Origin of the sequence: Mycolicibacterium vulneris, assembly GCF_002104765.1 — a bacterium.
Classification (GTDB): domain Bacteria; phylum Actinomycetota; class Actinomycetes; order Mycobacteriales; family Mycobacteriaceae; genus Mycobacterium; species Mycobacterium vulneris.
Map to the genome: position 1 here is coordinate 1 of NZ_NCXM01000020.1, position 14100 is coordinate 14100.

Consider the following 14100-nt stretch of genomic DNA (forward strand, 5'->3'; position numbering starts at 1 on the left):
CGTCGTAAACGACTCCGAACCCGGACCCGCATACATCCGCGCCGAATTGAACTCCGGCGGAAACGCCCCATAATCCAACATGATTGACTCCTTAACCAGCCGCGGCCGCGTTGGCCGCCTCAGTCAGCGCGTACGACCCGGAGCTTGTGCTCAGGGTGTTGACAAACATTTCGTGGATTGCCGCAGCCTGTGCGCTGACGGCCTGATACATCTGTGCATGCGCAGCGAACTGTGCCGCCGTCAGAGCTGACACCTCGTCGGCGGCGGCCGGCACCACCCCCGTCGTCGGGGCCGCTGCCGCAGCGTTCTGAGCGCTCAGCGTCGAGCCGATGGATTGGAGACTGCCCGCTGCCGCGGCCAGCGCATCCGGCTGTGTGGTCACAAATGACATTTCTTTTCCTTCCCTGAGGTCGGGCCCGGCAACTTCCCGGCAATGGCAGGCGGGTGGCGACTGAGGTCCATCTGGGCTCTTCGTTATCCGGCCGAGGGTGGGCGGGTCAGCACGCTGTAGCGAAACCCGTACTTGTGGACATAGCCGGCGCCGGCACGCCGGCCCGAGGCCCCCGGCGGCATACCGCGCAGAATGGCATTGCCGGGTGCAGGTGTCACAGAGGTCGCAGTGGCCCGGACCGGAACGGCGTCCGTCTCGGAGACCGTCGCCGGGCTTACCGCCGAGGTCAGCGTGGCCCACTGCTGCGGAACCGACAGCGCCCCCACCTGGGTGGCCTGGCCGGCAGCCGCTGAGATCCCGGCGCCGCTGATCTGGCTCACGGCTGCCGGGCCCCCGCCAAGGTTGCCCAGACCCAAGGTCGCGAACTGCGGCGTCGGGAACCACGCACCGCCGGCACCGGCCGTCTCACCACCGGGACCGTAGGTCAGCTGCTGCGCAATCGACCAACCGAAGTTTCCTATGCCCACACCGAAGTACGCCTGCAGCGTTTGTCTGAAGGTTGTGTAGTTCGCGGAAGTAAGCCCCCACCAGTTGGTGGGGCTGGGGATCAGATTTTGCAGCGTGGTACCCGACGATGTGGTCGGTGCCGCGGCCGCCGCCGATACCTGCTGCGTCGCTTGAGGAGCAGCGGTGGCCGACAGCATCTGCGGGGTCGCCAGTTGCGACGTCGTGTTCGCGGCCGTCTGCGCGCCATTGCCGGCCGGCTCGGCGGCCGCTTGCGTGACCGCGGACGCTTGGTTGGATTCATTGTCGGGTGTGGTGGTGTTGGGCGGCGTCATGAACGGGCTCAACGCCGAGGCGGCCGCCGACGATGCGGCATATCCATACATGGCGCCGGCATCCTGTGCCCACATCTCCATGTACTGGGCCTCGGTCGCCGCGATCGCCGGGGTGTTCTGCCCGAAGAAATTGGTCGCGATCAGGTTCATCAACAGAACTCGATTCGCGGCGATCACCGGCGGCGGCACCGTCATCGCGAAAGCCGCCTCGAAGGCCGCCGCGGCCGCCCGACCCTGGCTGGCGGACTCCTCGGCCTGTGCGCCGACGGCAGTGAGCCAGCTCACATACGGCGTGACCGCCGACAGCATCGACATCGATGCCGGTCCTACCCAGGGGGCGCTGGTGAGCTCCGAGACCACCGAGTGGTAGCCGCTGGCCGCGACACCCAATTCCGCCGCGATCTCGTCCCAGGCAGCGGCCGCGGCCATCATTGGCCCCGACCCCGGACCCGCATACATGCGACCGGAATTGATTTCGGGCGGTAACGCCGCGAAGTCAAACACCGTGTCCTCCTCAGTCGGCCGCGATCGCAGGCGATCTCGGCTGTCACATGGGAATCAGTGGTGGCCGTGGTCACGGCTCTGTAAACGACGCCACCAGGCGGTCGCCGAAGCAGGTGGGGTCACTGTCCGCGCCTTCCGCCCGCAACCCCATCAGCCGGGCCGGACGATGCATACTGACCGATTGGCAGCGCTCGCAAAGGTGGTCTGCCACCACGCTTCTCGGACATCTGGCCTGGAAAGACATGCATCTTCTGCCTCGGCTAATCCCCCGTTATCAGCAACCGAGCGACAGCTCGCGTTGTGCCCGAACTGCCGCCCGGCAATGAGATTAGTTCGTTATGAAGCAAACACCGACGTGCGATGCCAACTGTTCATTAACGGCCAGCCACTGTTCATTCCCGGTCGGCGGGAGTTCATGCAATGCAACGGATTGTTCATCAACCGTTCGCTTGCCGACATCCGAAACGGGGCCGGCTTCGCGCCGGTCAGTCCTCTTCCAGAATCAGCGCCATTTCGGGGCAGGAAGCGACGCCGTCACGCGTCAACTGCTCGTCTTCCGGCCTCACCTCGTGCTCCTCGAGAATCGAATAACCGGACTCGTCGATGGGGAAGATGCCTGGGTCGACGGCGTAGCACTGGGCGTGACCCACACATTTCGACTGCTCCAGACGAACCCTCACAAGGCTTCCTTCCTAGAAGGCCGATATGGCTCGTAACCAATTCTTCAAAATGAGCGAAACTGCGCTTGACGCTTCGATGACCAGATTAGTTGGTCGTTGAAGTGTGCAATATGTTTCGCCGACCGAGGGCCCGCCGGAGATCTCGGATCGGCTCCGGCAGGCGCATCCGCATTCCTTTGCCGCCCGTGCAATATTGATGTGCCACCACGTTTTGGTGGACGAGGGAGCAAGCGCGGCGTGATCACGTCGGGGCTGACGGCCAAAGACAGACAACCGGAGATCGAAGCGCATGAGCGAGGGCCAACAGGGCACGTTCTACCTACCCCGGCTTGAGTACGACAAGTTGCCGATGGCCGCCGACCGGGGCGTCGGGTGGAAGACGTTGCGCGACGCCGGCCCGGTGGTGTTCATGAACGGCCACTACTACCTCACCCGTCGCGAGGACGTGCTGGCCGCGCTGCGCAACCCCAAGGTCTTCTCGTCAACGGTGCTGCAGCCCCCGGGCCATCCGTTGCCAGTGCTGCCGTTGGCTTTTGACCCACCGCAGCACACCCGCTACCGCAAAATCCTGCAGCCATATTTCAGCCCGCACGCGTTGAGCAAGTCCCGCCCGGTGCTGGAGCGGCACGCCAGTGAGATGATCGCCGCGCTGGCCGGCCGCGGCGAGTGCGAAGTGATGGCAGACTTCGCTCGGCTGTACCCATTTCAGGTGTTCCTGGACCTGTACGGTCTGCCCCTCGAGGATCGTGACCGGCTCATCGCGTGGAAGGACGCCGTCGTCGGCGACAAGCCGTTCCTCACCCAGGCCGATCTAGAGCAAGGTCAGCATCTGCTGCAATATCTGCTCGACGCCATCGCGCAGCGCCGGAAGAACCCGGGGTCGGACATGTTGTCGCGGGTGATGACCGGCGAGGGCAATTTCACGGACCTCGAGCTTCTCGGGATGAGTCACTTGTTGATCCTGGCCGGTCTGGACACGGTGACCGCGGCGATCGGATTTTCCTTGTTCGAACTGGCGCGCCGACCACAACTGCGCAAGGAGCTTCGCGACAACCCTAAGCAGATCAGGGTTTTCATCGAAGAGATCGTCCGCTTGGAACCGTCGGCACCGGTGGCGCCGCGGATCACCACCGAGTTCGTCGAAGTCGGCGGCATGACGTTGCCGCCGGGCACATCGGTGCGGCTGTGCATGGCCGCGGTCAACCGTGACGACACTGACCCGTTATCCACCAACGAGCTCAACTTGGACGGGAAGATTCACCGGCACTGGGGATTTGGCGGTGGTCCGCACCGGTGCCTGGGGTCTCACCTGGCGCGCATCGAACTGACGGTGATCGTCGCCGAATGGCTGTCCCAGATTCCGGATTTCGAGCTGCCCGAGGACTACTCCCCCGAGATCAATTACCCGTCAAAAAGCTTCGCGCTCAAGGCATTGCCGCTGCGCTGGGGCTGAATCTGATTCGGTCGGCCCCAGCGCAGCGCGTCCTACTTGCGGAACTCGGTCGCCGCGACCTGAACGAACACACCGGTGTCCTCGGCCATCAGCAGGCCTCGGCCACGGGGCAGCGGACCACCCTTCATCTTGCCGCGGATGAAGCCCTCGTCGGGGTCGGCGTCCATCACCAGCAGCGGCGCGTTCGCCTGCGCCAGTGCCCGCAACATCGGGTCGCTGCCGGCCGAGGACCAACCGCCGAACGTCCGCGTGACGATCACGTGCAGGCCGACGTCGGCGGCCCGGGTCACCCACGGCGCGGCCTTGTGCAGCGGCGAGTCGAAGCCTGCCGGCAGCTGCTGGATGTCGTCGACGATCAGGAAGATCTCCGGCCCACTCCACCAGTTCCGCGACAGCAACTCCTCGGCGGACAGGCCCGGCGGCGGCTCGCGGCCGGCCAGCACCGCGGCCAGTTCGCCCATCATCGCCTGCACGCCGTCGAGGTTGTATGCGAACTTCTCCACGTAGTTGGAGCCGAGCGTGGTCAGCAGCTGACGACGCGGGTCCACCAGCCACACCTGGGCTGAGGGCTGCCCCGGCGGCGGCGGCGGTGCGCTGGTCGCTCCCGGCGCGTACAACCGCCCGATCTCGGACATGATGGTGGCCAGCGTCGTGGTACGCCCACATTCGCGACGGCCGGTCACCATCAGGTGCGCGTTCTCGGCGAAGTTGAGATACACCGGGTAGAGGTCCAATTCCGAGATGGCCCAAGCGATTCCGCCCGCGCCGACGCCCTGGCGGGTGTCCTGCGCGGCGAGCTCGCGGAGCTGTTCCACCCCGAAGGTCGCCGGCAGCCGGCGCACCGGCGCAGCCTGAGCGCTCGTGATGCGGCTGACGGCTTCGACGATGCTGTCGGACTCGAACCGGTGGTCAGGTGTGCTGGCCAGCGCGGGACGCGCCACCAGCGTGTGTAGACCGGACTGCGGGTCGGCGTCGAGGCGGACGTAGTTGACCGCGACCATGCCGCGACCCGGCTTGACCGGAACGTCCTTGGCGAAGCGCGAACGCACCAGCTTCGCGTCTTCCACGGCGGCCAGCCGCAGTTCGACCCGGGAGCCGAAACCGCTGCGCACCGGCGGCCGCAGCTCCGATTCGCGATCGGCGGTGACCACCACGTGCACCCCGAACGAGGGACCCTGATTGATGATCACGTTGACCTGCTCGATCAGCACCTCGTTCTCTTCGGCCAACGCCCGGTAGTTGTCCACCACCAGGTAGACGTCGCCGAAGCCGTCGTTGGGGACCGGACCGGGCTCGTCGCCGAACTTGCGCCGCCGGAACACCTCCATCGAGGCGATTCCGTACTCGAGGAAGCTACGCTTGCGCTCCCGCACCAGCGCCAGCAGCTCGGCCACCGTGCGGCGAACGCCGTACGGGTCGGTCGGGCCGGCCACCTCACCGACATGGGGCAGCCGGGCGACGGTGGTCAGCGCGGTACTGCTGTAGGCCAGGCAGTAGAACTGGATCTGCTCGGGCGTGTGGGTCAGCGCCGCCGAACAGATCAGGGTCTGCAGCGCGGTCGTCTTACCCGAACCACCGGCACCCAGGATCAGAACGTTGGCACCGGGCCCCGACGTGTCGACCGTCCACGGCGGCTGGTCGTGCTTGAAGGGACGGTCGATGATCCCGATCGGGAAGACCAGATCCCGCGCGCTGCCGTAGTCCTGCTGCCAGGGGCGGCCGAGGAACCGGTTCACCAATTCGTCGATGGCGACGGGCTGGCTCAGCGGCGGCTGCCAAAGCCGGTACGGCTGGAAGTCGATCTTGCGCAGCTGGTCGATGATGACCGTGCCGACCTTGGGCGTCCGGATCCCTTCGGAGTCGTCTTCCTCGGCCGCCTCGATCGGAAGCGCGTCACCGTCGCCGGGAATGGCGGGGGCGGTCACCTCCGGTCCCCCGACGCTGACTTCCAGCGGGGTGAACGAGTTGGTGAACAGTTGCGGACGGACGTAGTCGATGCTGTGCACCAGCGCCGGCGCTTCGTCTCCGTCGTCGGTGAGGCCGCGCGGGAAGTAGTCCCGCCACAGGAATTCGGCCTGGAACCGGGTGATGTCTTCCAGGCTGCGGCGGAAGTAGCCCAGACCGGCCTGCGCGGGCAGGTTGACCGCGTTCGGCACACCGGCCGCCTGCGCCGCACCGGCGGTGCGCGCCTTCAGCACCAACCGGTAACCCATGTTCTCCATGAGCTTTTCGGCGCGGCTCTCGATGGTCTGCGACGCCATCATCAGGTGGATCCAGTACGCGCGACCCTGACGGCCGATGGAGTCGAGAACGTCGACCGCGGTCGGCATGATGCGGAACCACTCGTAGAACTCGTCGATGACGACCACGAGCATCGGCAGCGGCGCCATGTCCTGGCCGCGTGCCCGCATCCGGCTGCGCACCGAGTTGTATTCCTTGGCGTCGTCGACACCGGCGCTGTCGCAGATCGCCTTGCGGCGGGCGATCTCACCCCACAGCGCGTCCAGGAAGCGCTCCATCAACGCCTGGTCCTCTTCCAGGTCGGTGATGATCCGGGACACGTGCGGCACGCCGGCGAAGGGCTTGACCGCCGACCCACCCTTGAGGTCGGCGAGGACGAACTGCAGCTCCTCCGGCGGGTGGCTGAGCATCAGCGACTCGATCACGGTTCGCACCAGGGTCGACTTACCCGAACCGGTCGTACCGGACATGACGCCGTGCGGGCCGTCGCCGCCTTCGTCCAGCGACTTCATGTCGAGGAACAGCAGCTCGCCGTTGTCGGAGCGGACGCCGAACGGCGCGCGCAACCGGGACCTGCCCATCGAGTCGTTGCGGCTACCCCACAGCGCCTCGAAGTCGATGCGGCCCGGGTCGTCGATTCCGTAGTAGCCCATGATGTCTCGGGCGCCGATGTGCGCCACCCGCTGGCCGATCTCCTCGTACGCCTCGGCGAGCCGCCAGCGCGCCAGCTTCTGCGCGAACTCCTCGGCCTCCGCGGTGCTGATGTGGTCGGTGAGGGCGAAGAACCAGGGCTTCTCGTCGATGACCATCCAGGTGTCGCGGTCGCGGGGCAGCGCCTCGATCACACCCTTCTCGTCGAACCGCAGCGTGCGCTCCGGGACCGCGCTCCACATCGCGGAACCGGTCAGGTCGAAGAACGTCACCCCGTCTACACCCTCGCCGCTGATCACGTACTCCCACTGCGGGTCGACGGCGTCGGCGATGATCACGGTGTGCGGGGTCGGCGTCTGGGCAGACGAACTGGCGTGCCGAGGCGTGAAAGAGCCACGGCCGGCGAACAATTCGGCCTGCTCGGCGGCGAACTCGCGCACCGAGCTGTAGACCATCCGCGCGTTGCCGGCGGCGTCCTGGCGGCGCGGGTCGCCGAAGTGCGGCAGCCACTTCACCCAGTCCCATTCGTCCAGGTTCGAACTGACCACGATCATGCGCATGTGGTCGGGCCCGTGCGAGAACGCCAGCTGGCAGATGATCGCCCGCATCAGTCCCACCGCCTGCTCGCGATCTCCAGCCAGCGAGTACCAGGGCTCGACCAGCACCGAGATCATCTTGGGCAGGTTGTAGACGACGCTTTGGTAGCGACCGAATTCCTGAAGCGCCTTACCGGTCACCGGCTCCAGCTCGATGTCGGTCGGCATGTTCTGAGGCTCACCCCAGGTCACCTCGGGACGCGTCATACCGACGCCGACGCGGACCACGCCGAAGTTGAGGTCTTTGCCGTCGGGCTTGCGTTCCCACATCCGCGACGATCCGACCGCGGCGGCCAGCGTGGTGGGCGCCGGGTGGAACCACCGGTAGTTGGCGTCCATGCTGTCGGCCGACTCGTGGGCGGTCTCGCGCAGCATGTCCAGCATCAGCATGAACTGGGCACGCATCGAGTCCAGCTTGGGCCGGCTCATCTGCTGCTGGCCGCCGAACCGGCCGCCGAACATCATCATCGCGACGCCACCGATCATGAAGATCGGGAAGATCGATCCGGCACCGCCGAACACGTGCGAACCGCTGGCGAAGGTCATGGCGACCATACCGATCAGCAGGCCGACCACCACGACGCCGACCACGATCAGCCACCAGGGCTTGCCTTCCGGCGGCGGGATGCTCAACGGCGTCGGAAGGACGATGTTCTCCGGCTTGATTACCGGAGGCTTCTCCGGCGTCGGCCGCGCAAATCCACGTTTCACTTCGGTACCGCCAACTCTCCTGGTGACATATCCATCGGTAGCGTGTCGTGCTCCACCAGCGCATCCGCCCGCGACAACGTCGGCCCCTGCGGCAGCAGCCGCAACGCCACCCACGGCGCCAGGCCCGGTTTCGTCTTGAGGCCCAACGCTTCTCGTACCTCGCGGGTATCGTCGACTCCGAACCGGGCACCCGCATCCGTGAGCCACCACAATGATTCGGTCGTCTTGGCTCCGGGATCGTTGCCGGTGACGGCCACGAAGTTCGCGTAGTCGGGCCCGAAGAAGACCTGGTCGGCTTCGCGCCCGGTGGTATCCGCCTTGACCAGCGACACCACCCTGCTGACGTCCTTCTGTTCGACCGGAATGGTGGCGCCGGAGATGACCTGGACGCGGGCCCGATTCTCACCGGAGGTCTTCTGCCACCACCAGCAGGTCGCCGGGTTCTCGCGGATGTCCATCACGTTCAGCGGCGCGTCCGGGTACGACGACAGATCCAGCTTGTTGACCACCGGCATCTTCGCCAGCGCGGACGGCTCCACGGTCACCGGCTTGGTGTTACCCGGCCCGGCGTTCTGCAGGATCTGGGCCACCAGCGGCGGCAGCGTCTGCACGCCGTCGGCCAACACCAATGAATACTGTTGCGGCCCACTGATTTGCGGGGTGACGATCACCGTGCCGATCGGGCCCGGCGCGTTCGGGAACGACGCCCCGGCACCGGCATTCTGGATCTGCGGCACGGTAAGTTCCGGCCCCACCGGCAACGCGTCATAGAGGGCGCGGCTCATCGGCTTGGCCATGCTGACCTGCTCCGGGGTGAGACCCAACGGCAACAGCACCGATCGGTTCGACCCGTCGATGCGGGAGCGGCGTCCATCCCGGATCACCCAGGCGTCCCCGCCGTAGTTCAGCACCACCGCGTCCGACCCCGTCAGCACCCGCCGGTGGTTGCCCAGATCGGGGTTGCCGTCGATCACCGTCACCGTCACACCGGACGGCGCCCCGGCGCCGGTCGAGTTCGCCACGGTGTCGCAGACCAACCAGGACGATGCGGCCGGGCTGGTCGGGTGGAAGCTGGACGGTGCACCGGGGATGCCCACCATCGGACCGCGCGGCAGGGTGGCGATCTGGTTGGACTTGACCAGGTGCGGGTTGTCCGGGCGGCCGGTGATGAGGCGTGCCGACGCCAGGTTCAGCGCCGGGTACAGCTTGTCGCCGACGCGGACGTACAGGGCGCCCGAATCGCGGTCGGCGATGATCGGCGACTCGTTGATCTGACCGGCCGGGCTGATGAAGGAGTAGAGCAGCGCGCCGAGGCAGATCACCAGCGCGGCGGAGATCGATGCCACCACCGCCAGGTTCTGACGCCGTCCCGGCTCGACCTCCATGCGGACACGCCACCGGGTCAGTGCCATCGCGGTCCGGCGCGCAAGGAACTGGTAGCCGGTCACCTGGGTCCGGGTCGACAGCCCGAGGCCGTACCCCGACCCGCGCTGCCCGCGACTCTCTTCCGCCACTTAATTCACCATCCGGTCTACTGATGCGCCTAAATTTTGTCCCACTGAACTGATCCAGCGCGAATTACATGACAACCGTAAGGCACCTGCGCGGACCTCGCCACGCGGCGCCAATGCCATTCACTTCTACATCTCTTTATGCACCCGAAGCCGGCCGCGTTCGGCGCGCCGGAGGCGCCGGCGACGACGGCGGCGACATGCGCCTTTGAGCTGGCAGTTTCGTTTCCCCCACGGACGCGCCGACCGGATCCTTTTCGTCTCCTCGGAGCATCGTAGTGGCCGCGCGGCCTTTCGTCCTGTCGAGCGCACCAAAGCCCTTCTCGGAAGACGTCATAAATGAATGGCAGGCCACCACACAGCAAAGAACGCGCCAACTCGCGCCGGGTCCGAGTCGCAGGGCCGCGAATCCTGGCAGCAAGATGGCGGTATGACTGAACTCGCGCCGTCGCTGATCGAACTCGCCCGGAGGTACGGCATCGCGACGGAATACGAGGACTGGACCGGCCGGCGGGTGCGGGTCTCCGAGACCACGCTGAAGGCCGTGCTGGGTGCCCTCGGCGTCGCGGCCGACAACGAGCAGGAGCGCAACGTCGCGCTGACCGCGAAGCTGCGGGCGCACTGGGCGCGCCGGCTGCCGGCGACCATCGTCGGGCGCACCGGCGAGCCGATCCGGTTCTGGGCGCATGTCACCCACGGCGATCCCGCCGAGGTGTGGTTGCAGCTCGAAGACGGCACGGTGCGCGGCGGTGTCGAACAGGTCGACAACTTCACCCCGCCGTTCGACCTGGACGGCCGCTGGGTGGGCGAGGCCAGCTTTCTGCTGCCCTCCCATCTGCCGCTGGGCTATCACCGCGTGCACCTGCGCTCCGGCGACTCCGAGACCAGCACCGCACTGATCGTCACGCCGGACTGGCTCGGGCTGCCGGAGCGGCTCGGCGCCCGGCGCGCATGGGGCCTGGCCGCCCAGCTCTACAGCGTGCGGTCGCGGCAGTCGTGGGGCATCGGCGACCTGACCGATCTGACCGACCTGGCGGTGTGGTCGGCGTCGCGTCACGGCGCCGACTATCTCCTGGTCAATCCCCTGCACGCGGCGGCCCCGACCAAGCCGATGGAGCCGTCGCCGTACCTGCCGACATCGCGCCGCTTCGTCAACCCGATTTATCTTCACGTCGAGGCAATCCCCGAATTCGCCGACCTGACCAAGCGCAGCAGGGTCCGCCGGCTGCGTTCCGAGGTGCAGCAGCGCGCCGCCCGCGTCAACGCCATAGACCGCGACAGCTCATGGGCGGCCAAGCGGGCAGCACTCAAGCTGCTGCACGAGGAACCGCGGTCGGCGGGACGGGAGCTGTCCTACACCGCGTTCCGCGACCGGGAGGGCCGCGCGCTGGACGACTTCGCCACCTGGTGCGCGCTTGCCGAGAAGTACGGCGCCGACTGGCACGCCTGGCCCGAGGCGCTACAGCACCCGGACGCATCCGGGGTCGCGAACTTCGTCAAAAAACATTCGGAAACAGTCGATTTCCACCGCTGGCTGCAGTGGCAACTCGACGAGCAGCTGGCCGCGGCGCAGTCACAGGCGATCCGGGCCGGCATGTCATTGGGCGTCATGCATGACCTGGCCGTCGGCGTGCACCCCAATGGCGCCGACGCCTGGGCGCTGCAGGACGTGATGGCGCTGGGCGTCACCGCGGGCGCGCCGCCGGACGAGTTCAATCAGCTCGGCCAGGACTGGTCCCAACCGCCGTGGCGGCCAGACCGATTGGAGGAGCACGAATATCGGCCGTTTCGCGCGCTGATCCGCGCGGTGCTGCGGCACGCCGGCGGGGTGCGCATCGACCACATCATCGGCTTGTTCCGGCTCTGGTGGATCCCACGCGGCACCTCGCCCACCGAGGGCACCTACGTGCGGTACGACCACGAGGCCATGATCGGCATCGTCGCGCTGGAAGCGCACCGCGCCGGCGCGGTCGTGGTCGGGGAGGACCTGGGCACGGTCGAGCCGTGGGTGCGCGACTACCTCTTGTTGCGGGGCCTGCTTGGCACCTCGATCCTCTGGTTCGAGCTGGACCGCGACGGGAACGGCGGCCCCCTGCCCGCCGAGCGCTGGCGCGAATACTGCCTGTCTTCGGTCACCACGCACGACCTGCCTCCAACGGCCGGCTATCTGGCGGGTGACCATGTGCGGCTGCGGGATTCGCTGGGGCTGCTGACCCGTCCCGTCGAGGAGGAGCTCGAGTCCGACCGGACGGAGCTGGCGGCGTGGATGGCCGAGCTGCGTCGGGTCGGGTTGCTCGAGGACGGCGAAGAGAACCCCGAGCAGGTCGTGCTGGCGCTGTACCGCTACCTGGGCAGGACGCCGTCGCGGCTGCTGGGCGTGGCGCTGACTGACGCCGTGGGTGACCGCCGGACTCAGAATCAGCCCGGCACCACCGACGAGTACCCGAACTGGCGGGTGCCGTTGACGGGCCCCGACGGGAGCGCGGTGATGCTCGAGGACGTGTTCACCGATCCGCGCACCGCCACGCTCGCCGAAGCCGTGCGCGCAGCGATCGCGCCCGTCGCCACCGAAAGTGCGACCCGCCAGCCGCCCCGTCGGGTGCCTTGTTAGCTTCAAAAGCCATGAAGGTCTCAGTCGTGGCCCCGGTCGCCGACGGTGTCACTGCGGACCCCCAGTGGATGGTGGCCTTCGCGCGTCACCTCGAAGCCTGCGGGTTCGAATCGATCGTCGTCGTCGAGCACACCGTGTTGCTCACCCGCTACGACAGCGTCTACCCCTACGACGACTCGGGGCGCGTCGGACTGACCCCAGACTGCCCGATCCCGGATCCCCTTGACCTGCTTGCCTTTCTGGCCGGCCAGACCAGCCACCTGGGCCTGGCCACCGGCGTGCTGGTTCTGCCCAACCACCACCCGGTGGTGCTGGCCAAGCGGGCCGCCACCGTCGACGCCCTGTCCGGCGGCAGGCTGCGCCTGTGTGTGGGCGTGGGCTGGCTGAAGGAGGAGCTGGCCGCCTGCGATGTGGATTTCGACAGCCGGGGCCGACGGGCCGACGAGCAGCTGGCCGTCATGCGGGAGCTGTGGGCTCCGCGGTCCGGCGGGGCGTCTTTCGCGGGCGAATTCTTCAACTTCGAGAATGTTATGAGTTTTCCGAAACCCGCTGCAGCGGAACGCCTCCCGATTCACATCGGCGGGCACAGCCGAGCCGCCGCACGCCGCGCCGGACGCGTCGGCGACGGCTTCCAGCCGCTCGGGGTGACCGGGCCGCGTCTCGCGTCGCTGATCGCGCTCATGCGCGACGAGGCAACGGGGGCGGGCCGTGATCCGGCGGCGCTGGAGGTGTCGCTGGGCCACGCCGTCGCCAAGATCGACGCCGAGCGCGCGGCCGCCCTCGCCGATCAGGGCGCCGACCGTCTGGTGCTGGCCATGCCGCCGACCACCGATATCGAGCAGGCCAAAGACCTGTTGTCGGCGTGTGCGCAACGGCTGTCCCTAAAATCATGACGCTGTCGGCCGACCAGCGGGCCGCGCTGAGCGATCTGGTGCACCGGTACGCCGCCAACATCGATGACCGCGAATTCGGAACTGTTGCAAGCCTTTTCGTTGTCGACGCCGAACTGGTGGTGCCTTCACCCCCGGCCGATCTGTTGCCGATCCATTCGCATCGCGGCCGCGACGCCATCACCGCCGCGGTCGCGGCCGTCGCCGCCGTCGCCCGCACCGAGCACGCGATCATCGGTGAGGTGTACGACGCGGCCGCGCGACCCGGCACCGCGCGCGGGCGGATCGCGTGCGTCGCGCACCACTGGAGCGAGCGCGGCGGCGAGCTGGTGGACGTGGCATGGCACCTGCGTTACGACGACGAGTATGTGCTGACCGATGCGGGCTGGCGGATCAGCTGCAGGTCACTGACGATCCACGCCATCGAGACCCGCCCGGTGCGCCGGCTGCTGCCGCACGACCCGGCCTAGCGTGTTGGCAGCAGGTTATGCGCACACTCACAGCTGAACTCATCGGTTCGTATCTGCGGCGCAAATCGGCGCTTTCTTTGGGTAGGTGCGGCTAACACCGTTCGCCCTCGGCCGGATTCTGCGCACTCGGCAGAGTACTTCGGGCGTCACCAAACACTCTGAGCCGCGGCGCGCCTCACCTCCGTCAAGTCGTTTGTCCGAACGGCCATTCGGGTAGCACAAACACATCGGCCGAAACGGATGTGACCGTAGAGGAGACGCCATGGGGCACAACCCTGTCGACCACGATCGGACGACTGACCGGTATGCGCACGGATCGGCGCCTGCCGCGGCACAAACACCCGGGCTCGTCGTCGTCGCGGCGGCCGCGCTGGCGTTCGCGGTGTGCGTGGTGAATTTCGCGCTGGGCGAGGCCGGCGCCGGTGTTGCCGCCGCCATCATCTCGATGCTCGCGTTCGGGGCCGGCCTGTCGTGGCTGGGGATGGACCGCAGGCGAATTCGCGACGCGGAGCGACAGTGGGTGGTCAGGCACCCGGCGGCCCGGTAGACCGG

General features: G+C 67.3%; 11 protein-coding genes. 5 read left to right on the top strand and 6 right to left on the bottom strand.

Features of this window, described 5'->3' with window-relative positions:
* From B8W69_RS31495 to fdxE, 4 genes are all read right to left on the bottom strand, one after another.
* Positions 1 to 84 (bottom strand): PPE domain-containing protein (locus B8W69_RS31495; protein ID WP_133058013.1); only part of this gene is annotated, 84 nt, incomplete at its 3' end.
* Positions 85 to 91: 7 nt separating this feature from the next.
* Complete coding sequence (locus B8W69_RS18820; protein WP_085291306.1) at positions 92 to 391, bottom strand: PE family protein; 300 nt, start codon at positions 389 to 391, stop codon at positions 92 to 94.
* Between the two features lie 83 nt (positions 392 to 474).
* Positions 475 to 1734, bottom strand: a complete 1260-nt coding sequence (locus tag B8W69_RS18825) for a PPE family protein (RefSeq protein WP_085291307.1) — start codon at positions 1732 to 1734, stop codon at positions 475 to 477.
* Between the two features lie 485 nt (positions 1735 to 2219).
* The gene (gene fdxE / locus B8W69_RS18830) at positions 2220 to 2414 is read right to left on the bottom strand and encodes a ferredoxin FdxE (protein WP_085291308.1); all 195 of its coding nucleotides are present in this window, start codon (positions 2412 to 2414) and stop codon (positions 2220 to 2222) included.
* 289 nt (positions 2415 to 2703) lie between these two features.
* Between fdxE and B8W69_RS18835 the strand changes: the two genes are divergently transcribed.
* Positions 2704 to 3867 carry a cytochrome P450 gene (locus B8W69_RS18835; protein ID WP_085291309.1) on the top strand — a complete coding sequence of 388 codons (1164 nt, stop codon included), beginning with the start codon at positions 2704 to 2706 and terminating at the stop codon, positions 3865 to 3867.
* A 32-nt stretch (positions 3868 to 3899) separates the two neighbouring features.
* Here B8W69_RS18835 and eccCa read toward each other — a convergent pair whose 3' ends face one another.
* Positions 3900 to 8066 carry a type VII secretion protein EccCa gene (eccCa, locus tag B8W69_RS18840; protein ID WP_085291310.1) on the bottom strand — a complete coding sequence of 1389 codons (4167 nt, stop codon included), beginning with the start codon at positions 8064 to 8066 and terminating at the stop codon, positions 3900 to 3902.
* Positions 8063 to 9580, bottom strand: coding sequence for a type VII secretion protein EccB (eccB, locus tag B8W69_RS18845; protein WP_085291311.1), 1518 nt, complete (start codon positions 9578 to 9580; stop codon positions 8063 to 8065). Before eccB ends, eccCa begins: the two co-directional genes overlap by 4 nt.
* 427 nt (positions 9581 to 10007) lie before the next feature.
* Here eccB and malQ point away from each other — a divergent pair, with 427 nt between their 5' ends.
* From malQ to B8W69_RS18865, 4 genes are all read left to right on the top strand, one after another.
* Entirely contained in the window at positions 10008 to 12188 is a 2181-nt protein-coding gene (gene malQ / locus B8W69_RS18850) for a 4-alpha-glucanotransferase (protein ID WP_085291312.1), read from the top strand.
* A gap of 11 nt (positions 12189 to 12199) precedes the next feature.
* A complete protein-coding gene (locus B8W69_RS18855) occupies positions 12200 to 13081 on the top strand; it encodes an LLM class F420-dependent oxidoreductase (protein ID WP_085291313.1) in 882 nt (293 codons plus the stop codon).
* A complete protein-coding gene (locus B8W69_RS18860) occupies positions 13078 to 13548 on the top strand; it encodes a nuclear transport factor 2 family protein (RefSeq protein WP_085291314.1) in 471 nt (156 codons plus the stop codon). Before B8W69_RS18855 ends, B8W69_RS18860 begins: the two co-directional genes overlap by 4 nt.
* 262 nt (positions 13549 to 13810) lie before the next feature.
* Entirely contained in the window at positions 13811 to 14095 is a 285-nt protein-coding gene (locus B8W69_RS18865) for a hypothetical protein (protein ID WP_085291315.1), read from the top strand.
* The last annotated feature ends 5 nt before the right edge of the window (positions 14096 to 14100 follow it).

What these genes read in the sequence shown, in the direction of transcription:
- B8W69_RS18860 (WP_085291314.1), top strand. Translation starts at nt 13,078, where the DNA reads ATGACGCTGTCGGCCGACCAGCGGGCCGCGCTGAGCGATCTGGTGCAC.
- malQ (WP_085291312.1), top strand. Translation starts at nt 10,008, where the DNA reads ATGACTGAACTCGCGCCGTCGCTGATCGAACTCGCCCGGAGGTACGGC.
- B8W69_RS18835 (WP_085291309.1), top strand. Translation starts at nt 2,704, where the DNA reads ATGAGCGAGGGCCAACAGGGCACGTTCTACCTACCCCGGCTTGAGTAC.
- B8W69_RS18820 (WP_085291306.1), bottom strand. Translation starts at nt 391, where the DNA reads ATGTCATTTGTGACCACACAGCCGGATGCGCTGGCCGCGGCAGCGGGC.
- B8W69_RS18855 (WP_085291313.1), top strand. Translation starts at nt 12,200, where the DNA reads ATGAAGGTCTCAGTCGTGGCCCCGGTCGCCGACGGTGTCACTGCGGAC.
- B8W69_RS18865 (WP_085291315.1), top strand. Translation starts at nt 13,811, where the DNA reads ATGGGGCACAACCCTGTCGACCACGATCGGACGACTGACCGGTATGCG.